This window comes from Vibrio sp. D431a, from assembly GCF_030248655.1.
Taxonomy (GTDB): domain Bacteria; phylum Pseudomonadota; class Gammaproteobacteria; order Enterobacterales; family Vibrionaceae; genus Vibrio; species Vibrio alginolyticus.
Genome location: NZ_JAHGAP010000023.1, coordinates 92,670 through 115,835, shown reverse-complemented (window position 1 = coordinate 115,835; position 23,166 = coordinate 92,670). Strand labels below are relative to the sequence as shown.

The window sequence follows — 23,166 nt, the reverse complement described above, 5'->3', positions numbered from 1 at the left end:
GGTGACTCATGTTAAATGATTATCCATGGCTACAGCCAATATGGGATAACCTCAAAGTAGGGTTAGAGTCGGACAGAATACCAGGTGCGCTTTTATTACAAAGCGAGCAGGGCTTGGGCATCGAAAAACTTATCGAGTTTTTTAGCCAAGCACTTCTTTGCCAAAATTACGCGAGTGAAGCATGCGGTTTTTGTCATAGCTGCCAGCTAAATCAATCTCAAAACCACCCTGATTTACACTGGATCAAGCCAGAGAAAGAAGGAAAGGCGATAACGGTGGACCAAATTCGCGCTTGTAACCGTCTTGCTCAGGAATCATCTCAGCTTAATGGTTACCGCCTATTTGTAATAGAACCGGCGGACTCTATGAACGAGTCGGCATCGAATGCGCTGTTAAAGACGCTAGAAGAGCCTGGGGCAAAGTGCTTGTTTTTGCTCGTTACCCACAATCAGGAGCGTCTGCTCCCAACGATTCGTAGCCGTTGCCAACACTGGGTTGTTGCGCCTCCGTCAGCGGAACAAGCGATGCAATGGATGCACGAACAAGGGGCGAAGCAAGTTCCTGCTTATGCCTTAAAACTGAATATGGGCTCTCCAATAAAAACATTGGATGCGTTAAATAATGGTGAGCTCGAAGCTTACTTGGCTTTTGAACGCAGTTTTATTAAGGCAATGTCTTCGCCTGTTTCAGACGTTTCTGAGTGTGCTTCTTTAATCGCTAAACACTCAGAGCAATCACTAGACTGGGCATGGTATTTACTGACAGATGCTCAGAAAGCGCAGTTTGGTGTATCAGAAGCTCAAATGCTTCCGGGCGCGACAAAGTTTCAACCGGACAACTATAACGGTTTGTACTCATCAGCGAAGGCGCTGATGAACCTGAAAGCTCAGGTGCAAGCCTTTCCTGGCCTGAACCTTGAGCTACTATCAATGAATTGGTTAATTGAATCACGAGAGGCATTATGTTCGTAGATTCTCATTGTCATTTAGACAAATTGAATTACGACGATCTCCACATCAATGTGGAAGACGTTATTAACAAAGCTAAACAAGCAAACGTAACTGAACTACTTTCTGTTGGAGTAACGCTGGATTCTTTCCCGAAAATGATGGAAATGATCGAGCCTTATGACAATGTTTATGCTTCGTGCGGTGTGCACCCACTTGATGTTGAAAGCGACTTTTCGATGGACGTATTGCGCCACCATGCGTCGAATGCAAAAGTCGTCGCTATTGGCGAAACGGGTTTAGATTATCATTACAAGCCCGAAACGGCCGCGTTACAGAAAGAGCGCTTTGAGCAACACGTTGATCTTGCAGTGGAGCTCAACAAACCTTTAATTATCCATACCAGAAACGCACGTGCGGATACTCTAGATATTTTGCGTAAGGGTGGGGCAGAGAAATGTGGTGGTGTTATCCACTGTTTTACAGAAGATCTTCCATTTGCTGAAGCTGCACTGGAGCTGGGGTTTTATATTTCTATCTCGGGGATTGTTACTTTCCGTCAAGCTACAGAGTTAAAAGAAGTGGTGAAGACTCTACCTTTAGAGAAGCTTCTTATTGAGACAGATTCTCCTTACTTGGCTCCTGTCCCTCATCGTGGCAAAGAGAATCAACCCGCTTACGTTGTCGAAGTCGCTTCTTATATTGCGCAACTCAAATCGTGCTCTCTTTCTGAAGTGGCACAAAAAACCACCGAAAACTTCCGAAATCTTTTTTTGTGATGAAAAAATAATAAGAGCATAAAAAAGGAGCTTAGGCTCCTTTTTTGTTGATAAAAACAACAGATACGCTCACGAGTTTAATGTTTACTAAAAATGTTGATTTAATAACATTCAAAAATCACAAATGTAATTTTGTTACTAAAAATAACATTGAGGCGTATTTTATTTACGCCTTAAAATTAATTATATAAATAATTAATTCTTTATAAAACAGTAATATAAGTGCAATGCAAACCTTTTCATCGGCTGTTTTTGGGTGTGATCCAAGACTTGTTTTGAAACTAAATTTCGTAACTGTGTGGAAAGTTTGAGGGTCATCAATATATATTTAGAGCCGGAAAATATAATGCAGTTGTGGTTACATTTTCATTGGGTGCTAACCTTTAGGCTACGGGGGTGTGCCGTTAGTGCCCAAATAATACTTATAAATTTATCAGGAGCATAAACATGTTTAAGAACCTTTTTGCTAACCTGCAAAAAGTTGGTAAGGCTCTGATGCTTCCAGTATCAGTTTTACCAGTTGCAGGTATTTTATTAGGTGTGGGTGCTGCCCATCTAAGCTTTATTCCAGAGATCGTTTCTAATCTTATGGAACAAGCTGGTGGTTCAGTATTCGGCCAAATGGCACTTCTATTTGCAGTAGGTGTAGCGCTAGGCTTCACTAACAACGACGGTGTTGCAGGTCTTGCAGCTATCGTTGGTTACGGCATCATGACGGCAACGCTAGGTGTAATGGCGGGCGTTATGGGTGTTGAGAAAATCGATACAGGTGTACTAGGTGGTATCCTTGTCGGTGGTGTGGCTGCTTGGGCATTCAACCGTTTCTTCAAAATCCAACTTCCAGAGTACCTTGGCTTCTTCGCTGGTAAGCGCGCAGTGCCAATCATCACTGGTTTTGCTGCGATCATCCTAGGTGTTATCCTTTCTGTTATCTGGCCACCAATTGGCGGTGCAATTTCTGCATTCTCTGATTGGGCTGCACACCAAAACCCACAGCTAGCATTCGGTATCTACGGTGTTGTTGAGCGCTCTCTAATCCCATTCGGTCTACACCACGTCTGGAACGTACCGTTCTTCTTCGAAGCAGGTTCTTGTGTTAACGCTGCCGGTGAAGCTCAAAATGGTGTACTAACTTGTTACCTAGTTGCTGATGAAGCATCTCGTGCTGCTGGTAATGGCTTCGGTCAGCTAGCGGGTGGTTACATGTTCAAGATGTTCGGTCTACCAGCTGCAGCAATCGCAATTGCTCATTGTGCTAAACCAGAAAACCGTGCAAAAGTAATGGGTATCATGGCGTCAGCTGCACTGACTTCATTCCTAACTGGTATTACTGAGCCAATCGAATTCTCATTCCTATTCGTTGCTCCACTACTATACGGTATCCACGCTCTACTAGCTGGTTCTGCATACATCGTTTCGAACACTCTAGGCTTTGTACACGGTACTTCTTTCTCTCACGGTCTGATCGACTTCCTAGTTCTATCTGGTAACGCTCAGAAGATGGTGCTAATGATTGCCGTTGGTCTAGTTTACGCAGTAATTTACTACGTAGTGTTCCGTGGTGTAATCACAGCGCTTGACCTAAAAACACCTGGCCGTGAAGATGAAACGGAAAGTGCAGCTGTAACTTCTGGCTCTGATATGGGCGGTGAACTGGTTGCAGCGTTTGGCGGTAAAGCTAACATTACTGGTCTAGATGCATGTATCACACGTCTACGTGTAGCAGTTGCAGATACAGCAGCTGTTGACCAAGACAAGCTAAAACAACTAGGCGCTGCTGGTGTTGTAGTTGTAGCTGGTGGTGTACAGGCTATCTTCGGTACTAAGTCTGATAACCTAAAAACTGAAATGGATGAGTGGATTCGTAACCACGGTTAATCGCAGTCATTCATAGTAATGCATAAAAGGAGGCTTCGGCCTCCTTTTTTAGTTCCTATTTTATTAACTGACAGTTCCTTTTTAGTGTGATCCTAAACTCATCTTTACTTTTGTCAGCTTTTTCATACATCGAGCTTACCCATCGTTGACATATTGATATGCCATTATGTTTGAATAGCGAATAATGTTTTTTTGAATAATTGATAACGTGTATGAAGAACAAATTCACTTTAGTTTTGGGACTAGTTTCTAGTACGGCAATGGCGGCAAGCGAGCCAACGGATCTATCAGTTGGTATGGCTGTCGATCAACAATTAAGTGTTGTTGTAGAGTTAGATAACAAATATCGTGGCATTATCGGAAACGATGGTATGGCGTTTGATTACATCGCTAAGCGTGGAACATTCGATCAAAACATGCCTGTGACTTGGTATGTCGGCGTTGGTGGCTGGTATGAATGGGATGACGAGTTTGGTGTGAGAGTACCACTTGGTGTGAACTGGGATTTATCACGCGGCTGGGACCTTTATGGTCAAATACACCCAGAGCTAGATCTTTACAAAGGTGCTGACTTGCAACTTGGCGGCGCCGTTGGCATCAAGTACAGTTTCTAGAATTGAACTAATGTATGTATAAAAAAACGCCGGTAACTACCGGCGTTTTTATGTGGAACTTAACGTTCTATTGTTTATCCATGGCTCGCTTGATGCAAACGGCAGCGCCGCCCCAAGTGATACCTAAACCAATAACCATCATAATAATTGCGCTGATTGTCATTTTGCTGTCTCCTTGCGGTTCACTGCGTTGATCACTAGACCAAAGATAAAGAGTGCGGCGATAAGTGCCCAGCCTAAAGTTAGATCATAGCCACCGTAGCCTTCAGTAATTAGGGCGTATAGCTTGGTCGCTAAGATAATGGCGAGCATGATTGGTGTAACGAAGCGTAAGCAGATCTCGAACCATTGACCAACAGAGAAATCAGAGCGCTCGTTAACGTAATTACGTACTTCTGGCACGCGCTTCAATAGCCACGCCATCAAGACAATCTCAACCAGACCACCAACCATGATGCCAACGTTGTTTGCAAAGTGGTCTACTAGATCGAGTAGCAGCAGACCGCCATTGGTAGCAAACGCCATAGAGACAACGAAGCCAATACCAATCACAACATTTGCAGCTTTTTTACGGCTCCACTTCAGCTTGTCGATAATGGCTGAAGTTACGGCTTCCATAATTGAAATATGCGAACTTAGACCCGCAACCACCAGTGCAAAGAAGAACAGTGGACCAAGAATATATGGGGCAGGTAGTAGGTTAATTGCCGCAGGTAAAGTAACAAAAGCCAAGCCAACGCCTGCAGATACCACCTCTGTTAACGGCTTACCTTGCTCTTGAGCCATGTAACCCAATACTGAGAAGATCATGATGCCGGCTAGGATCGAGAAGCCACAGTTGATCAACACAGTCATAAACGCGTTATTCGTTATGTCCGACTTTTCTGGTAGGTAGCTAGAGTAAGCTAGCATGATGGCGAAGCCGATACTTAGCGTAAAGAAGATCTGACCATATGCCGCTGCCCATACTTTCACATCCCAAATTTTGCTGAAATCGGGTTCGAACATGTAGTTCACGCCATCTAGAGCTCCTGGCAAGAAAATCATACGTCCGATTAAGAAAATCACCATCAAGAATAGGATTGGCATCATAATTTTAGATGCTCGTTCAATTCCTGATTTCACGCCTTTGGCAATAGCGGTGTAAGTAATTGCCCAAGCAATCACCATGGATAAAGCAATCTTCCATTGAATACTGCCTAAGTCTGTTGGTGAGTTGTCACCTAGCTTTAGGTATTCACTAAAGAAAAATGCGTTGGTATCGGTTCCCCAACCTTGAGTGAACGACAACCCAAAGTAAGAAATCGACCAACCGATAACAGCCACATAGTAAACGGCAATAACTGCAGCCACACCAACTTGGAACCAGCCAAGCCATTCAAATTTAGAATGAATTTTCGCAAGTGTTTTTGGTGCCGAGCCTCGGTATTTTTGTCCCATACTGAACTCAAGGATCATAAATGGAATACCGGCAGTGATCATGGCAAAAATGTAAGGAATAAAAAATGCGCCGCCACCGTTTTCATAGGCCATGTATGGGAAACGCCAAATGTTTCCCAAACCGATAGCAGACCCAACTGCTGCTAAGATGAATCCCGCCCGGGATCCCCATTGTTCTCGCTTCATATTTGACTCCTATAAGACTCCCTGAGGAATGAAGCTCTCTACGTAACACAGTAATAATTGCGCAAACAGTTGGAAGAAAGGACCGCTGTTATCCATCAGCTTTTCTATCCTTAATTCTAACTTATTATAATTTTATAGAGCTATATTCTGTCTACTGTAAGAGAAAGTAGATTATTAATCTTAAAATTTTGATGTGTGTTTGATAAAACTGAAATATTTATCTGTTTTCACTGATCAGACTAACTTCTAATAATACTTAGCGCAATAGAATCTAAATGTTAATTCAGATACGTTGTCTGGTTTTAATCTTGTTAAATTTGAGTTTGATTGTGGTTTTGTGTGGGTAGGTGGTTGTTTGTCTGGAATAAATGACTGGGATCTAATAATTGCTTTGGTGTTTAAGACTATTTTGATTAATTAGGGCGTACGGCTATCTTTTGTGCACCTATCTAGATGATGCTTCGTTACTTTGCCAAACAATGGTGTTTAGACGATATCCTTTATCGGCTCTGTGCAGGACTCGTTCAGCGTTCTTTGTGACGAGTCCTACAAAGGAACATGCATAAAAATTAGAAGCGGAAACTAAAACCGACATTTGATTGGAATTGGTTCATCCAATCAGTATCGAACTTAATGATACAGTTTGAGCCGTCATTAGGTAGATTGCAGGCGCCAGATGTATCGTTATCAACGACCGTTCCTAACCATCTCAGTTGGGCTGTTAATGCAAAGTTCTTTGAAAATTCATATTCCAGCCCTGCAAAAGCGCTAGCCGAAAATCCGTATTTTTTGTCTACCCAATCCACATCGGCATAAGAAGCGCCCAAACCTACACCGATATAGGTTTGCCAATTTTCTGCGACAGGATAGTACATGCTGCTTTGGAAGTGCAGATAATGGATATCTGCTGAGTTGGACAGCTTTTCAAGTTCCGTCGATTGATTGGAGTAAAACAATCCGATCCTTCCTTTTTCTAAGGGAGTCTCGACTGAAAGAGCGTAGTTCACTGCGGGGTCGAGATCGTATGTATTACCACTTTCATCCTCTACTTGGCCGCCTCCTGTATAGCCTATGTATGGTGTAACGATGATATTCGCTTGTGCATTGATAGCAGTACTCATCATCATGATTCCTACTAGCCAGCTGAGTTTTTGGTTCATGCCCTATCTCCTTATTATGACTAAGCTAATTGTGATGGGTTAGTCAAAATTGCGCGACTAAATTAAGCAAATCTTGAACATATTTCACACCGGTGTTATTAATTTGTTACATATTAAGGAGGTGTTTATGGAACACGATCTAAAATCCGCATTAATCATTGTGGTGACTGTTTTTGCAGTGCTTTTGTCATTTGGCATCATTGCTATTACAACAGCTTAAGATAACCACTTTTACCAAACGTTTTAACAAAATGGCGTGAGCCTATGATACGTAACAGCGGTATAATCACAGAAAGCCATGCAGAGCTTGATGTAAAAGTTTATGAGCACTTTAGGCATGGTAAAACTGCTTTAGTCACGCAAGGTGGAGGGCAGAGAGGGATTTTTACCGCTGGCGTTTTAGACGCCTTTTTACTTTCCAACTTCGATCCTTTCGATGAATTCTATGGCACCTCTGCCGGAGCACTTAACTTATGTTCTTACTTGTGTCGTCAACATGGCATGGGCAAAGCTTTTATTACCGAGCTGACAACGTCTCCTGAATTTTTTAATCTGTTTCGCTATATCCGAAAGCAGCAGTACTTAGGTTTAGAGTGGGCATTAGAACGGATTCAAGATTTCCCATACAAGCTTGACCTTGATTTAGGTCGTAGTGCATTGGGAAAACGAGGAGCGTTTGCTGCGGTAACGAATATAGAGACGCTATCAGATCAATATCTACCAATCTTGGATGACTCGTGGTTTAACACTATGCTAGCGACATGTGCGATTCCCAAGTTGTACCACGGACCTGTCGACGTAAATGGCAATAAGTTTGTTGATGGCGGCGTGTCTGCCTCTATCCCTGTTCAAGAAGCGTGGCGTCAGAATGCTCGCAACATTATTGTCATTCGCACAGAGCCGTTTTCAGAGATTGAAGCGAGAGCCCAAAGTGAGGTGGGGGATGTGCCTGTCGAATGGTATCGGGAGTCTATCAACTCAGTACAGCAATCATGGCAGCAAAAAGTGAATCAGTGGAAGCTGGATTGGGCGTCGTTCTTCCAACAAAAAATTAATGCAGCACATCAATCGAAGCTTGCAGGGAAAATGCTGTTAAATGGAGGCCGTTGGTTGTTCGGTGCCGATAACTTGTATCGTTTAAGCCACCTGATTGGTGAGAATTTTGACTCAGGTTTAGCCGACATGCTGATGATTCATTATCAAACATTTGAGCTCACGCAGGCCTTTATATCTGCTCCACCTGACGACACTTTTATTTTACAAGTTGCGCCTAAAGAGGGACTTCGTTCTTCTTCTTTGTTAAGTGACCAAGAGTCACTAGAGCATGACTATCAACTTGGGCTTCAAGCTGGGTTTAACCTAGTTCAACTCTATGACCAGCTGGATGTTGAAATTGATGGTAGAGAGAGTGCATAAACCTTCTTACGTTCACGATGTGCGCAATATACAAAGCATATAAATAAGGCTCCATTTTCGGAGCCTTATTTGCGGGTTCTTGTGGTTAATTCCAGTTAGGTATAACGACTACGCTTGTAGAATGCGCATGCAGTTGGTTGAGCCAACAACATCCATTACATCGCCTTGAGTAATAATGACTAAATCACCTTTGTGCAAGAACCCTTGCTCTTTAAGGCTAGTAATCGCTGCTTGAGCCGTTGGTAAACCCGCATCACTTTTTGACTCGAAATATACAGGTGTCACGCCTCGGTATAATGCTGCTCGATTGAGTGTCGATTCATTCCGTGATAAGGCAAATATTGGCAAGCCAGAGCTTAAGCGAGACATCATCAACGCAGTCCTGCCGGACTCAGTTAACGAGATCATCGCTTTAATTCCTTCCATGTGATTCGCAGAGTACATGGTTGCCATTGCGATGGTTTCTTCAGCGGTTTCGAAGGTTCTATCTAAGCGATAGGTTGATAGACTTGCCTCCGACATTTTTTCTGCCCCCACACATACTTCGGCCATGGATTTGACCGTTTCTACAGGATATTTACCTGCAGCGGTCTCTCCAGAAAGCATCACCGCGTCAGTGCCGTCTAGAACCGCATTGGCCACATCCATCACTTCAGCACGCGTTGGCATTGGGCTAGTAATCATGGACTCCATCATTTGTGTCGCAGTAATCACGATACGGTTTAAACTGCGTGCGCGGCGAATCAGTTTTTTCTGGACACCTATGAGCTCAGGGTCACCGATTTCTACACCAAGGTCACCACGTGCAACCATCACCACATCGGATGCGAGAATAATGTCGTCAATAGACTCATTGGTCGCGACGGTTTCTGCTCGTTCGACTTTAGCCACTAACATGGCTTCAAGGCCTGCATCTCTGGCTAAGCGTCGAGCGTAATGCATGTCTTCGCCGTTACGCGGGAATGAAATAGCAAGGTAGTCTACTTGAATTGCTGCGGCGGTAAGAATGTCGGCTTTATCTTTCTCTGTGAGCGCATCGGCTGACAATCCGCCGCCTTTTTTGTTGATCCCTTTATTGTTGGACAGTGGACCACCGACAATCACACGGGTATGAACTTTATTACCCTCTACTTTGGTAACTTGCAGCTGAACGCGTCCATCATCGAGTAATAAAATGTCATTTGGTGAAACATCTTGCGGTAGTTCTTTATAATCTAACCCTACAGATTCTTGATTGCCTTCACCTTTTGGTAAATCACTATCTAATGTGAATTTATCGCCCACATTCAAAATGACTTGGCCGTCTTTAAACGTTGATACACGGATTTTAGGGCCTTGTAAGTCACCAAGAATTGCAACCTGACGCCCAAGTCTTGCTGCAATGGTACGGACTTTGTTCGCACGTTGAATGTGGTCTTCACTGGTTCCATGTGAAAAATTCATACGGACAACGTTTGCACCGGCTTTGATGATCTCCTCAAGTATATTGTCCTTATCCGTTGAAGGACCCAGCGTAGTGACAATTTTTGTTCGTCTTAATTTGGAAGTCATAGATTCTCCGATGAATGTGTGTGTACAGGTAACTTGAACTCTATCCTTACTTTACGCAATCGCTCTCAAGGTTAGCCTCGCTTAGCCCACACCTTAAAGCTACTTGAATATAAGTATATGCACAGAATGTTTACATTAAGAGTAACCCCGGTAAAACAGACAGATATTCGACAGGCAATGGCCTTATTGATAAAAATACGCTGCTTTAAAGGCATTACTTCATAATTTAGTGAATAAAAATAAGTTATTTTTCAAACAATTTAACAGGAGTAGATTCTTCGTTATTTGATTGAATACACAAACAAACAGGTTTATACGTGATGCTTGTCACGGGGATTTATTAATTCACTTCACAATTAGTTCGCAAAGTAAAAAAATTGTCCCGTTATAGAATTTCGGAGTGCAAGATGTACATGGCTCAACCGGGCCATATTGATCATATCAAACAGGTCAATGCTGGTCGTGTATATAAACTAATTGACCTAAAAGGTCCTATTTCTCGAATTGATTTGTCCAAGCAGAGTGAGCTTGCTCCTGCTAGTATCACCAAAATCACTCGAGAATTAATTGAAGCGCACTTGATTCATGAAACGACAGTACAAGAAGCGACGAGTCGTGGTCGACCTGCTGTCGGTTTGCAGGTCAATAATGAAGGCTGGCAATTTTTGTCAATGCGTTTGGGGCGGGGTTATTTAACCATTGCTTTGCATGAGTTAGGCGGTGATGTACTAATCGATACTAAAATCGAGATACACGAGCTTGATCAAGACGATGTGCTTGAGCGCCTGCTTTACGAAATTGATGAATTCTTTCAGACTTACGCGGATCAACTGGATCGTGTTACCAGTATTGCCCTTACGCTGCCTGGTCTCGTGAACTCAGAGCAAGGTGTCGTTTTGCAGATGCCTCATTACAATGTCGAAAATCTTGCTCTTGGACCAGAGATATACAAAGCAACAGGCTTGCCAGTTTTCATTGCCAATGACACGCGAGCTTGGGCATTAGCAGAAAAGCTTTTTGGTCATTCTCAAGATAATGACAACTCCGTTCTTATCTCTATCCACCACGGTTTAGGTGCGGGCATCATTCTGGATGGGCGCGTTTTGCAAGGCCGTCACGGTAACATTGGTGAACTCGGGCATATTCAAATTGACCCAAATGGAAAACGTTGTCATTGCGGCAATATTGGCTGTTTGGAAACCGTTGCCAGTTCTCAAGCAATTCGTGAAGAAGTCGTAAGACGAATCGCTGATGGCGAAGACTCTATTCTTGCTAAACAAGAGGAAATGAGTATTGAGAGCATTTGTGAAGCCGCTGCAAACGGTGATCCTTTGGCCGTCGATGTGATTGAAAAACTTGGACGCTACTTAGGCTCTGCAATTGCTATTGTGATCAACTTATTTAACCCTGAGAAAATCTTGATCGGTGGTGTGATTAACCAAGCAAAAGATGTGCTTTATCCTGCGGTTCGTCGCTGTATCGAAGAGCAGAGTTTACCTGTTTATCACCAAGATCTTGAGCTGGTGGAGTCTCGTTTCTATAAGCAAGCCACAATGCCTGGTGCCGCGTTGATTAAGCAAGCGTTGTACGATGGTCAACTATTGATGAAGGTTGTGGAAGGTTAAGTACTTTTTAACATGATGATGTGCCGGGCTGTTGAGACTGCATTTGTAGGTGATTTAGGGTGAGACTTAACGGCTCACCCTTTTTGATCGCCTATTACTAGAAAGGGAATTTGAGTTATGTTGCATTGCTATATCTGCGCCATTCATGTAATTTCCTAAAAAGCTCAAGTAAATAAACAAAATGGCTTTCAATGTGCTGCGTGACTTTGCGTCTGATGCAAAGAGAAGTAATACGCTAAAACTGTTGTACTTTAAAGCTGTGCTCGAAAAGCCAAATATTTTAAGGTTATTTGGTTATATAACCTTGCTGTGTCTGTACTGATTTCGAGTAAAATAAGAATTATCCATAATTTAGGTAGTAGTATGTCCGGAGTGTTAAATACGGTTGACCAGCGTACAAACTTGGTTGGTGAAAATCGACTAGAGCTTCTGCTGTTCACTTTAAATAGTCGCCAATTATTTGCGATTAATGTGTTCAAAGTGAAAGAGGTCATCAAGCTTCCACCGTTAACCAAGCTCCCTGGATCGCACTACAATATTCGTGGGGTTGCTTCTCTACGAGGTGAAGCGGTACCAGTGATTGATTTACGAGGCGCAATTGGTTTTCCTGCTTTACGTGGTGAAGCGGAAGAAGAAAATTTGATCGTGACAGAGTACAACCGCACGGTGCAGGGCTTCTTAGTCGGTCCGGTTAAAAACATTATTAATACGGCATGGACTGAAATTCAGCCGCCTCCTTCCACGTCTGGTCGCTCGAATTACCTCACGGCTATCACGCAAATCAAAGAGGGGGATGCCTCTCAAATTGTCGAAATTATTGACGTTGAAAAAGTTTTAGCAGAGATCGTACATTACGACGTGACTATCTCGGAGGACATTCTCGATCAAGAATTGGCCCAAGCAATGGTCGGGCGTAATGTTCTGATTGTGGATGATTCCTCTACAGCTCGTAATCAAGTTCGCGATACGCTTTCTCAATTGGGTATGAATATCATCGAGTGCCGTGACGGGCTAGAAGCGTTAACGGTTTTAAAACGTTGGTGTGATGAAGGTAAAGATGTAGAAAAAGAGCTGTTGATGATGATTACGGATGCTGAAATGCCTGAAATGGACGGTTATAAACTGACCCATGAAGTGCGCCAAGATCCACGTATGTCTAAGTTGTTTATCACATTGAACACTTCTCTGAGCGGTAGTTTTAATGAAGCCATGGTACAAAAAGTAGGCTGTGATCGCTTTATATCTAAATTCCAACCGGATCTGCTGGTTGAAGTTGCTCAAGACCGATTACGCCAGATGCTTTCTAAAAGTGCATGATTAGATCTAGTGAAATCAGAGGGAGCGCACCTCTCTCTGATTTTTAACATTTCTCTCCTTAATTCCTCTGTACTAATGGAAATCCCGAGATTTACTTTGTAGATTGTTCAAGTAGTGCGTGCAATCCATCAACTTGCCAGCAATAACGTGTGTGACTTCTCCCTCTTTTTCAAGAATGCCTTTCACCATTAATACTTTAGCGCCTAAATACGCTTGCTTTTGGGCTCGTGCTGTCGCTTGCCAAACGACCACATTAATGTTGCCCGTGTCATCTTCTAACGTAAAAAATGTCACGCCAGCGGCGGTGCCTGGAGATTGTCTTCCTGTTACCACACCTACCACTGTGACCAGTGACTTATGCGGTTTCTCTGTCAGTTGCCTCATGCGGGTAAAGTGAGGGAGTTTGCCCGTTTCTTCTAATAATTTAATTGGATGGCGGCTAAGAGATAGTCCCGTGCTTGCGTAATCCTCAATTAAATTTTCATATTCAGAGGGTTGAGTCTGGTAGCTAACATTGGGTTCTTCGACCTTGTGAAACAATGGTAGGTCAGATAAGGAATCCATTGCTGCCCAGCGAGCGTTATAACGATTTCCCGATAAGGCCTGAAATGCATTGGCTGAAGCCAATAATTCAATGTCACTTCGGCTTCTTAATATCTGCTTTACTTCTTGAATCGATCGGTAACCATTAAGTGGTTTGCGCTCAATAAGCCTTTGTGCGCTTTCTGCGTTAAAGCCTTTCACCAAGCGAAAACCAAGTTGCACGCCGAGCCTGCCATTCGGACGTGAGACGAGATGATGTTGATATTTTGAATGATTGACGCACACCGGCAATACTTCGACGCCATGTCTGCGAGCATCTTGTACTAATTGCGATGGGCTATAAAATCCCATTGGTTGGCTGTTCAATAATGCAGTGTAAAATTCGGCTGGGTAATAATATTTTAACCATGCAGAACAATATGCCAGCACTGCGAAAGACGCTGAATGACTTTCAGGGAAGCCGTACTCACCAAAGCCGCAAATCTGATCGAAAATGCGCTCAGCAAACGCTAAGTCATAACCTCTCTCTTGCATACCATTGATCAGTTTTGGTCTGAATTTAGCGAGATCGCCATTCTTTTTCCATGATGCCATCGCTCGACGGAGTTGATCGGCCTCGCCGCCGCTAAACCCTGCGGCTACCATGGCTAGCTTGATGACTTGCTCTTGGAAAATAGGGACGCCCATAGTCCGCTCAAGAACGCTTTTTACTTCTTCCGATGGATAACTGACAGGCTCTTTGTGATCTCGTCGTTTTAAAAAAGGATGCACCATATCACCCTGAATAGGGCCTGGACGAACAATTGCAATTTGAATCACTAAGTCGTAATAACAAGCAGGCTTTAGGTGAGGAAGCATGCTCATTTGTGCACGAGATTCTATTTGGAATACGCCTATCGTGTCGGCTTTTTGGATCATGCGATACACGTGTGGATCATCTTGTCGGCGAGTGATCTCGGAAATCGAGAGGGATCGCTGGTGATGTTTCTCGACCAGTTGAAAGCACTTTTTGATGGCGTTTAACATGCCGAGTGCGAGTACATCGACTTTTAGTAGCTTCAAGCTTTCTAAATCGTCTTTATCCCATTGAATGATAGTGCGATCTTCCATCGAGGCATTTTCAACAGGTACCAACTCATATAAAGGGCCAGATGAAATTACAAAGCCACCTACGTGCTGAGATAAATGGCGTGGGAAGCCAATGATCTCGTTGACCAATTGGATAAACTGCTGCCCTTTGAGAGATTCTGGTTGTAAGCCAAGTTCAATAATTTGAGCTTGCCAGCCTTGGCTGCGATCTCGGCGATTAACGTTCTTAATGAAAAAATCTAATTGGGTCTCTTCAATCCCTAGTGCTTTACCGACTTCACGCACGGCACTTTTAAAGCGATAGCTGATCACTGTTGCAGCAAGTGCTGCACGCTCACGACCATATTTTTTGTAAATATACTGGATAACTTCTTCACGGCGCTCGTGTTCAAAGTCCACATCAATATCCGGCGGTTCCTTACGTTCTTTACTGATAAATCGTTCGAATAAGACAGCGATTTGTCGAGGATCGACGGCGGTAATTTCCAGGCAATAACACACTACAGAGTTTGCAGCGGAACCTCGCCCTTGGTAAAGAATACCTTGCTGTTTCGCAAACATTACGATGTCGTGAATAGTAAGGAAGTAGTAGTGGTATTTAAGCTCTTGAATAAGCGCCAGTTCATTCTCGATGGTTTGATTGACTTCTGCGGGCACGCCTTCAGGAAAACGCAGCTTTTTACCACGTTCGACCAACATACGTAAGTAAGAGTCGGGTGTATAACCATCTGGGATCAGCTCGGTAGGATATTCGTATTTTAAATCGGAGAGCTTAAACTCGCATAAATCGGCGATGTAAGTACTTTCTTCCAGCCATTCTGGTTTGTAAATCCGAATCAACTTTTTAAAAGGACGAAGCGCTCGCTCAGTATTCGAAATACGGTCAAAACCGAGTTTATCGACGCTACACCCATGTTTTATAGCAGTAAGTACATGCTGTAATGGCAAGCGTTCAACGTCATGCATGAGAACGCCTCCGCAGGCAGTTATAGGTAATTGAAATTCATGTGCTAACTGCTCGCAGTGCGCAATGTACTCAGTATCGTTGTTACTCAAATGGCGCTGAATCGCTACCCACAAACGATTAGCGTGGTGTTGATTGAGCCAGCGCCCCCAATAGTGATCACTCTCTTGATGTGTGGGCAGCCACAATACCAAACAATGTCGAACCGACATCAAATCCCATTCGAACAGTTGATAGTTGCCTTTTTCACTGCGTCTCCTTGCGTTTGTGATGATACGACACAACTCGGCATAAGCCTTGCGACAAGGGCAAAGCAGTACGATTTGGCATTCATCATTTAACCAAAACATACTTCCAACGATTTGTTTGATATCGAGTTTATGTTGTTCGATGGTTGCATGGGCTTTGACAACGCCCGCGACTGAACATTCATCCGTTATAGCTAGAGCTTGATAGCGATAGAAAGCAGCTTGGAGTACCAGCTCTTCTGCATGAGAAGCTCCAGTCAAAAAAGAGAAGTTAGACTGACAAAATAGTTCCGCGTAACTCATAATGACCCAACAAAAATAACTGTCGATTTAACAAAAATAGCCATGAAGAAACCAGTGCTTGTGCTGATCACGAAATATCCATAACCAGCGGCCTTGCTTGGTGTGTGCAATGTAGTAATCACGCATGATCTCATCACCATCCCACCACCCAGAAACTATTCGCTCAGGTCCGTGGACCAAAGAAACTTGCTCTTGCAATACAATGGGAGTCGGTAATTGCATTGCTGGGCGTAGTATGGATGGTATGGCGTGCCCCTTTTCATCCGTAGCATCAGCAGGGCGATACTGACTGGCCTTTTCTGGTCTAGGATCGCAAGCAATATTGGGTTTTAAAACGGCACTTTTCCCCAATTTAGCTTGCAGTAAAGAAAGCAACTCTAAAGCATTCATGTTTCCTTTCTGCCCAGCAAAGAGATCGCGTGATGCACTAAGAGGCTCACCTTGACGGATGACTTTTAACGTTAGCCCTGTGACTGGGCCATTAAGCGAGAGTGACTCTAAGCTCAAACTCGCTAACTGTTGCCAACGCTGACATAGGTAATCACCTTGCGCAGAAGTGAGTTGAAGGTGTTGCTCTTGTTTCTCACGCTGGTGGAGTGTTAAACACAGTTCAAAAGCGACCTTATCTCTTAATTTAAGAAAGATTTCGAGTTGACGAAGTAATTTGGCCAACGGCTTTTCAATCCACTGAACGTTTTCGATCTCAAACAACAGCTCTAAATAAACTTGGAAGGATTCGGTAGGGTGATAAAAGTCGACAGGGTGTTTAAACTGCCCAGTCAGTCGACCAACGTAGTTCACCAAATCGATATCAAAGCGTCGTGCGATGTCTTGCAATGGCAGTTCAAGCAGGTTTTGCAATGTGGTGACACCTACACGTTGTAACTTCTCTACGGTAGCGTTTGATAAATCTGTCAGTTTTAACGGTAGTGGTGATAAAGCTTTTTGTATGGCAGATTTGTCTTCACTGATGACGTTCGCTCCTGATATTGCCATCAATTTGGCAGCAAAAGGAGAAAAACCACATCCGAATTGAAAACTCAGTTTCAGCTCCGATAAGTGAGCTCTGACTTTATTCCAATAGTTTTCAAGCCCTTCATACAGAGCGAGCATTGGAGTAGCACGCAGTAAAATACCTTGGTTTGGCATCAACACAACGTCAGATGTGATCAAATACAACCACTGAGCTACCTCTTGTAATTTATTTAATTCGGTTTGTGGATGATAAGGATGCACTTGTAAATCTCGACACAAGGACGCAGCACTGCCTAGGCCCATACCTGGCTTAATGCCTTGTTGTTCGGCAATCTCGTTGTATTGAATAATCTGGCAACGTTGGCTTTCGACAATCACCACGGGTTGTTCTTGGTTATCACCAAAGAGTGCGTCTAGCTGTAGGCGAGGGAAGTGCAAGTAAATCCACAGAGCCATATCACTAACCTTGGTTCGCCAGTGGGAAATTGACCACAGTCGAGTGCACAGTTTCAGATGATGGTTTCACCAGTTGCGGGTAATGGTGTTGGAAGCCGATACTAACGCTACCTCTATTCCAGCCTCCTTTCCTTTTCAGCACTTCAACATTAATCCCTTGCTCGTCGCCTTTCAGTTTTAAACTGAGTGACACAGGCAAAGACAAGCGGTTGATAGTATCTGTTTTAAGCATAAAGAGCGGGCAACTCCCTTGTTCACTTGCTACCTGTAAGCGTTTCACTTGATGTATTTCAAGCTCTTCTTGCCATAACAAAACATTACTGCATACCCCACTTTTCAGACATTGTTCTGCAGCCCAAAGAGCATCTTTGGGATGAGCTGGATTAACAACCCACACTTGGTTTATATCCAACCCGATGTAGTGTAAAAACAGAGAATTCACTAGCGCAGGTGGTTGAATAAATGCGGTTATACCATTGGTCTGAGTGGCTTTTAAATAGGGAGCGAGCAAACGCAATTCACCAATACTACCAATAGATTCCATCTCCACTACGCCATGAGGTGGAAAGCCTCCGCCGAGCAAATCATCTAATTCAGAAAAACCGGAACTAGTCTGCAACTGCTGAGGATCTGCTTTCGTTAAATTTGCTTGCCAAACAAGGTGTTGGCTTTTTAAGTTCTGAATAATATCTTGCATAATAAACACCTGTATATATGTACAGTATATTTCTGTGGGAGAAAGTCGCAAGATTTTTATGAAGAGAGAAATGAAAAAAGGCAGCGTTTGCTGCCTTTTCAATCGATTATGTGAGGTAACCTGAATGAGTTATTTACGCTTCGGTTGAGCGTCGATGCACTGACCGTTCACATCGGTAACCGCAGGATCCATTAAGTGCAAATATAGCGGCATGATATCCAGTGGCGTTTTGAGAGTATTCGCATCTTCACCCGGATATGCTTTTTCACGCATGCGAGTACGAGTGGCACCAGGGTTAATTGCGTTAACGCGGATCGGTGTATCACTCAGCTCGTCAGCCAAAACTTGCATCATGCCTTCTACGGCAAATTTAGAGATAGCGTATGGCCCCCAGAATGCGCGGCCAGAGTGGCCGACGGTTGAAGAGGTAAAGATAATACGCCCAGCTTCTGATTTACGCATCACAGGCAGTAGTGCTTGAGTCATTAGCACTTCGGCTTTCACGTTGATCTGCATGATATCGTCGAAGTCTTCCTCTTTGATTTGATCAAATGGACACAGCGAACTCAAGACACCTGCGTTGTGTAATAGACCATCCAAGCGACCAAACTGTCCTTCGATTGTCTCTGCCATATCAATGTAATTCTGCTGAGTTGCGCCCTTGAGATCCAATGGAATGATAGCTGCTTGTGGATAGCCAGCAGCTTCAATCTCATCATAGATAGATTCAAGGTTTTGCACATTTCTACCCAAGAGAATAACAGTTGCACCGTGCTCGGCATAAGAAAGCGCGGCTTGACGGCCGATGCCATTACCAGCGCCAGTAACAAGAATGACTTTACCTTTTAGAGCATCAGCTGAAACGGAGTAGTTCACGGCGATAAATCCTTATTATTGTAAGAGGGTCCATGATAGTTAATTGACGCTAAAAAACGCCTGTTTCTCAATGGAAAATCTTGGTAATCGTGACAAGATGGTTACAATACACCAATTCATGTGTTATACCAATTCCAGAACTTTCGTTAGGTATGCTATCAATCAGAACAAGTGGTTACAAACCGCGCTGCCTTCTCGCTGATGTTTCTGCGTAACATACTAACGTCATCTGAAATGAGATAAAGGAGCTCTCGTTGGAATTTTTATTAGATTATGGTCTGTTTCTGGCCAAAATTATCACGGTGGTTGCTGCGATAATTGTTCTGCTCATTATTGCAAAATCGGCTGGTGGCAAATCGGGTGCGGCGAAAGGGGAGTTAGAGATTACCAACCTTTCAGAGCAACACAAACAATCTGTTGAGCAGTTAGAGCATCATTTGCATGACGATGCTTTCATCAAGGCTCGAGATAAAGCCGTCAAGAAAGAAGAAAAAGAGAAGAACAAATCTCGCGAGAAAGAAATCAAACAAGCGAGCAAAGACGGTTCATTAGATAGCAAGCGTGAACCACACCTATTTGTTCTTGATTTCAACGGTAGCATAGACGCAAAAGAAGTCGCGTCTCTACGTGAAGAAATCACCGCTATTTTGGCTGTCGCACGTGAAGGTGATGAAGTGTTACTTCGCTTAGAGTCTGGCGGTGGTATGGTTCATGGTTACGGCCTTGCCTCTTCTCAACTGGACCGAATCAAAGCTGCGGGTCTTCCTCTGACCATCTCTGTTGACAAAGTTGCGGCAAGTGGTGGTTACATGATGGCATGTGTAGCAGATAAGATTGTTTCTGCACCATTTGCAATTGTGGGGTCTATTGGCGTTATCGCACAAATTCCTAACTTCAACAAACTGTTGAAGAAACATGACATTGAGTACGAACAACTAACAGCGGGTGAATATAAACGCACGCTAACGATGTTCGGTGAGAATACCGATAAAGCGCGCGATAAGTTTAAGCAAGAACTTGAAGAAACACATGTCTTGTTTAAAGACTTCATCCGTGAGCGTCGTCCTAGTTTGGACCTAGACAAAGTAGCCACTGGTGAGCACTGGTTCGGTACACAAGCGAAAGAGCTTGGTTTGGTGGATGACATTAGTACATCTGATGATATCGTTGTTGCGGCATGCAAAGATAAAACCGTACTTTCTGTGCATTATGTGCAGAAGAAAAAGCTGGCAGACAAGCTAGCAGGTGTCGCGGGCAAAGTTGCTGACAGTGTGATCTTAAAGTTAGCTGAGCGTGGTCAAAAACCGATTGTTTAATCGAGCTTAAGTTCATGACATTTAAAACGGCGAGGGCAGAAGCTCTCGCCGTTTTTGTTGAACTTTATGTTTATTGATGAATCCAATTACGCATTAGGTGTAATGCTTTACACGACATTTTTCCTCGCTCCAAAGACTGATTACCCGTATAATGTGCGCCTCGAAAACCGAGCAAATTGCTGAAAAGAAACTATTGGTGGAGAAGAACATGTCCTCTCAAACTCCGGTTGTAACCGTAGATGGACCTAGTGGTGCAGGTAAAGGCACTTTATGTATGTTGCTGGCGAAAAAGTTGGGTTTCCAACTCTTAGATTCTGGCGCAATTTATCGTGTACTTGCACTCGCTGCGATTCACCACGGTGTCGACACCGAGTCAGAAGATGCTCTTGTCCCACTAGCAACCCACCTAGACGTTCAATTTATCGCGGAAGGTGACTTAGTTAAGGTCATTCTAGAAGGCGAAGACGTGTCAGGGGAGCTTCGCAAAGAAGAAACAGGCATGGCAGCATCTAAAGTTGCGGCTTTGCCACGTGTTCGTGAAGCATTACTACGTCGTCAGCGTGCATTTGAGACCGCTCCGGGTCTGGTTGCTGATGGTCGTGATATGGGCACAATTGTATTCCCGAGTGCGCAAGCAAAAATCTTCCTTGATGCGAGTGCTGAAGAGCGTGCAAATCGACGCCTTAAACAGTTGCAAGAGAAAGGGTTAGATGTTAGATTTGCTGACCTTTTAAGCGAGATCCAAGAGCGTGACGACCGAGATCGTAACCGCCCAGTGGCGCCATTACGCCCTGCTGAGGATGCGCTTGTGCTAGATTCTACGTCGATGACTATCGACGAAGTAGTAGAAAAGGCACTACAATATATCGAATCGAAGCTAGCTGAGTAATAATACTCGACTAGGCTAAGAGCGTTGGTCGCAAGGATGATGACTGGCGAATTTAATAACCCCATGCGGTAGGATACCCGTGGAAGTTTAATTTATTGAAGATTAATTAAATGACTGAATCTTTTGCTCAACTCTTTGAAGAGTTTCTAAACGAAACAGAATTCCAACAAGGCAGCATCGTTAAAGGTACTGTAGTAGCTATCGAGAACGGTTTCGTTCTTGTTGACGCTGGTCTTAAGTCTGAATCTGCTATCCCTGCTGAACAGTTCAAGAACGCTGCTGGCGAACTTGAAGTTGAAGTTGGCGCTGAAGTAGACGTAGCTCTAGACGCTGTTGAAGATGGTTTCGGTGAAACTCAACTTTCTCGTGAGAAAGCTAAGCGTCACGAAGCTTGGATCGTACTTGAGAAAGCTTACGAAGAAGCTGAAACTGTTGTTGGTATCATCAACGGTAAAGTTAAAGGCGGTTTCACTGTTGAACTAAACGGTATCCGTGCTTTCCTTCCTGGCTCTCTAGTAGACGTACGTCCAATCCGCGACACTGCTCACCTAGAAAACAAAGAGCTAGAGTTCAAAGTTATCAAACTTGACCAAAAACGTAACAACGTAGTTGTTTCACGTCGTGCAGTTATCGAATCAGAGAACAGCGTTGAGCGTGACGAGCTTCTAGAAACTCTACAAGAAGGTTCTGAAGTTAAAGGTATCGTTAAGAACCTTACTGACTACGGTGCGTTCGTTGACCTAGGTGGCGTTGACGGTCTTCTACATATCACTGATATGGCTTGGAAGCGCGTTAAGCACCCATCTGAAATCGTTAACGTTGGTGACGAGATCCAAGTTAAAGTTCTTAAGTTCGACCGTGAGCGTACTCGCGTATCACTAGGTCTTAAGCAACTAGGCGAAGATCCATGGGTAGCAATCGCTAAGCGTTACCCAGAAGGTCACAAACTAACTGGTCGCGTAACTAACCTAACTGACTACGGCTGCTTCGTTGAAATCGAAGAAGGCGTTGAAGGTCTAGTTCACGTTTCAGAAATGGATTGGACTAACAAGAACATCCACCCTTCTAAAGTTGTTAATGTTGGCGACGAAGTTGAGGTTATGGTTCTTGAAATCGACGAAGAACGTCGTCGTATCTCTCTAGGTCTGAAACAGTGTAAAGCTAACCCATGGCAGTCATTCGCTGAAGCACAAGCTAAAGGCGACAAAGTTACTGGTAAGATCAAGTCTATCACTGACTTCGGTATCTTCATCGGTCTAGAAGGCGGCATCGATGGTCTAGTTCACCTATCTGACATTTCTTGGAATGTTGCTGGCGAAGAAGCTGTACGTGAGTACAAGAAAGGCGACGAGATCTCTGCAGTTGTTCTAGCAGTAGACGCTGAGCGTGAGCGCATCTCTCTAGGCATCAAGCAAATGGAAAATGACCCATTCAATGCTTACGTTGCTGACAACAAGAAAGGTGTTCTAGTTAACGCTACTGTAACTGCTGTTGACGCTAAAGGCGCTACTGTTGAAATCGCAGAAGGCGTTGAAGGTTACATCCGTGCTTCTGAAGTATCACGCGATCGCGTAGAAGATGCTTCTCTAATCCTAAGCGCTGGTGATGTTGTTGAAGCGAAGTTCACAGGTGTAGACCGTAAGAACCGCGTAATCAACCTATCTATCAAAGCTAAAGACGAAGCTGACGAGCAAGAAGCAATGGCATCTATCAACAAGCAAGATGACAATGCATTCGGTAACGCAATGGCTGACGCTTTCAAAGCTGCTAAAGGCGAATAATATACTCGCTTAAGCAAAAAAGGAGCCGCAAGGCTCCTTTTTTATATTTGGTCATATTTAAGTAGTAATACTAATGACAGTAAACTATCTTAATAAAAGGCATTTCTTCATTGCGC

General features: G+C 43.7%; 19 protein-coding genes. 11 read left to right on the top strand and 8 right to left on the bottom strand.

The features are described 5' to 3' along the window. Nucleotides 1-8: 8 nt before the first annotated feature. From KJB35_RS18965 to KJB35_RS18950, 4 genes are all read left to right on the top strand, one after another. Nucleotides 9-971: a DNA polymerase III subunit delta' gene (locus KJB35_RS18965; RefSeq protein ID WP_054729226.1), complete on the top strand. Its 963-nt coding sequence runs from the start codon at nt 9-11 to the stop codon at nt 969-971. Then, nucleotides 962-1,726 carry a TatD family hydrolase gene (locus KJB35_RS18960; protein ID WP_054577648.1) on the top strand — a complete coding sequence of 255 codons (765 nt, stop codon included), beginning with the start codon at nt 962-964 and terminating at the stop codon, nt 1,724-1,726. The genes KJB35_RS18965 and KJB35_RS18960 overlap by 10 nt, the downstream gene beginning before the upstream one ends. A 447-nt stretch (nt 1,727-2,173) precedes the next feature. Continuing rightward, nucleotides 2,174-3,604: a PTS glucose transporter subunit IIBC gene (ptsG, locus tag KJB35_RS18955; protein WP_005372959.1), complete on the top strand. Its 1,431-nt coding sequence runs from the start codon at nt 2,174-2,176 to the stop codon at nt 3,602-3,604. Between the two features lie 212 nt (nt 3,605-3,816). Continuing rightward, nucleotides 3,817-4,218, top strand: coding sequence for a hypothetical protein (locus KJB35_RS18950; protein ID WP_191116261.1), 402 nt, complete (start codon nt 3,817-3,819; stop codon nt 4,216-4,218). Nucleotides 4,219-4,285: 67 nt separating this feature from the next. On the opposite strand, the gene KJB35_RS18945 is transcribed toward KJB35_RS18950, so the two are convergent. The 3 genes from KJB35_RS18945 to KJB35_RS18935 form a co-directional block, all read right to left on the bottom strand. Next, nucleotides 4,286-4,381 carry a MetS family NSS transporter small subunit gene (locus KJB35_RS18945; RefSeq protein ID WP_005372963.1) on the bottom strand — a complete coding sequence of 32 codons (96 nt, stop codon included), beginning with the start codon at nt 4,379-4,381 and terminating at the stop codon, nt 4,286-4,288. After that, nucleotides 4,378-5,844, bottom strand: coding sequence for a sodium-dependent transporter (locus tag KJB35_RS18940; RefSeq protein WP_005372966.1), 1,467 nt, complete (start codon nt 5,842-5,844; stop codon nt 4,378-4,380). The genes KJB35_RS18945 and KJB35_RS18940 overlap by 4 nt, the downstream gene beginning before the upstream one ends. Nucleotides 5,845-6,413: 569 nt before the next feature. Continuing rightward, the gene (locus tag KJB35_RS18935) at nt 6,414-7,004 is read right to left on the bottom strand and encodes an outer membrane protein (RefSeq protein WP_047103413.1); all 591 of its coding nucleotides are present in this window, start codon (nt 7,002-7,004) and stop codon (nt 6,414-6,416) included. Nucleotides 7,005-7,131: 127 nt separating this feature from the next. Here KJB35_RS18935 and KJB35_RS18930 point away from each other — a divergent pair, with 127 nt between their 5' ends. Both KJB35_RS18930 and KJB35_RS18925 read left to right on the top strand, forming a co-directional pair. After that, nucleotides 7,132-7,224 carry a YnhF family membrane protein gene (locus KJB35_RS18930; protein ID WP_005372970.1) on the top strand — a complete coding sequence of 31 codons (93 nt, stop codon included), beginning with the start codon at nt 7,132-7,134 and terminating at the stop codon, nt 7,222-7,224. Between the two features lie 44 nt (nt 7,225-7,268). Further along, complete coding sequence (locus tag KJB35_RS18925) at nt 7,269-8,420, top strand: patatin family protein (protein WP_005372971.1); 1,152 nt, start codon at nt 7,269-7,271, stop codon at nt 8,418-8,420. Between the two features lie 108 nt (nt 8,421-8,528). Here the strand turns inward: KJB35_RS18925 and pyk are convergent, their stop codons facing one another. After that, a complete protein-coding gene (gene pyk, locus KJB35_RS18920) occupies nt 8,529-9,971 on the bottom strand; it encodes a pyruvate kinase (protein ID WP_005372972.1) in 1,443 nt (480 codons plus the stop codon). 407 nt (nt 9,972-10,378) lie between these two features. On the opposite strand from pyk, the gene KJB35_RS18915 reads away from it, so the two are divergent. After that, a complete protein-coding gene (locus KJB35_RS18915; protein ID WP_005385828.1) occupies nt 10,379-11,596 on the top strand; it encodes an ROK family protein in 1,218 nt (405 codons plus the stop codon). Nucleotides 11,597-11,959: 363 nt separating this feature from the next. Then, entirely contained in the window at nt 11,960-12,913 is a 954-nt protein-coding gene (locus KJB35_RS18910; RefSeq protein WP_005372976.1) for a chemotaxis protein CheV, read from the top strand. Nucleotides 12,914-12,985: 72 nt separating this feature from the next. On the opposite strand, the gene KJB35_RS18905 is transcribed toward KJB35_RS18910, so the two are convergent. The 4 genes from KJB35_RS18905 to KJB35_RS18890 form a co-directional block, all read right to left on the bottom strand. Beyond that, entirely contained in the window at nt 12,986-16,060 is a 3,075-nt protein-coding gene (locus tag KJB35_RS18905; RefSeq protein ID WP_206970737.1) for an error-prone DNA polymerase, read from the bottom strand. A gap of 27 nt (nt 16,061-16,087) precedes the next feature. Further along, nucleotides 16,088-17,491, bottom strand: coding sequence for a DNA polymerase Y family protein (locus tag KJB35_RS18900; protein ID WP_206970736.1), 1,404 nt, complete (start codon nt 17,489-17,491; stop codon nt 16,088-16,090). A 4-nt stretch (nt 17,492-17,495) separates the two neighbouring features. Beyond that, complete coding sequence (gene imuA, locus KJB35_RS18895) at nt 17,496-18,188, bottom strand: translesion DNA synthesis-associated protein ImuA (protein ID WP_054577653.1); 693 nt, start codon at nt 18,186-18,188, stop codon at nt 17,496-17,498. A 129-nt stretch (nt 18,189-18,317) separates the two neighbouring features. Continuing rightward, nucleotides 18,318-19,064 (bottom strand): YciK family oxidoreductase, encoded by a 747-nt coding sequence (locus tag KJB35_RS18890; protein ID WP_005372980.1) that lies wholly within the window; start codon nt 19,062-19,064, stop codon nt 18,318-18,320. Nucleotides 19,065-19,318: 254 nt separating this feature from the next. On the opposite strand from KJB35_RS18890, the gene sohB reads away from it, so the two are divergent. The 3 genes from sohB (at nt 19,319) to rpsA (ending at nt 23,050) form a co-directional block, all read left to right on the top strand. Next, nucleotides 19,319-20,380 (top strand): protease SohB, encoded by a 1,062-nt coding sequence (gene sohB, locus KJB35_RS18885; RefSeq protein WP_005385819.1) that lies wholly within the window; start codon nt 19,319-19,321, stop codon nt 20,378-20,380. A gap of 208 nt (nt 20,381-20,588) precedes the next feature. After that, on the top strand, nt 20,589-21,269 hold the full coding sequence (cmk, locus tag KJB35_RS18880; RefSeq protein WP_021033981.1) for a (d)CMP kinase: 681 nt from the start codon (nt 20,589-20,591) through the stop codon (nt 21,267-21,269). Between the two features lie 110 nt (nt 21,270-21,379). Continuing rightward, complete coding sequence (rpsA, locus tag KJB35_RS18875; RefSeq protein ID WP_005385817.1) at nt 21,380-23,050, top strand: 30S ribosomal protein S1; 1,671 nt, start codon at nt 21,380-21,382, stop codon at nt 23,048-23,050. Nucleotides 23,051-23,166: the final 116 nt, after the last annotated feature.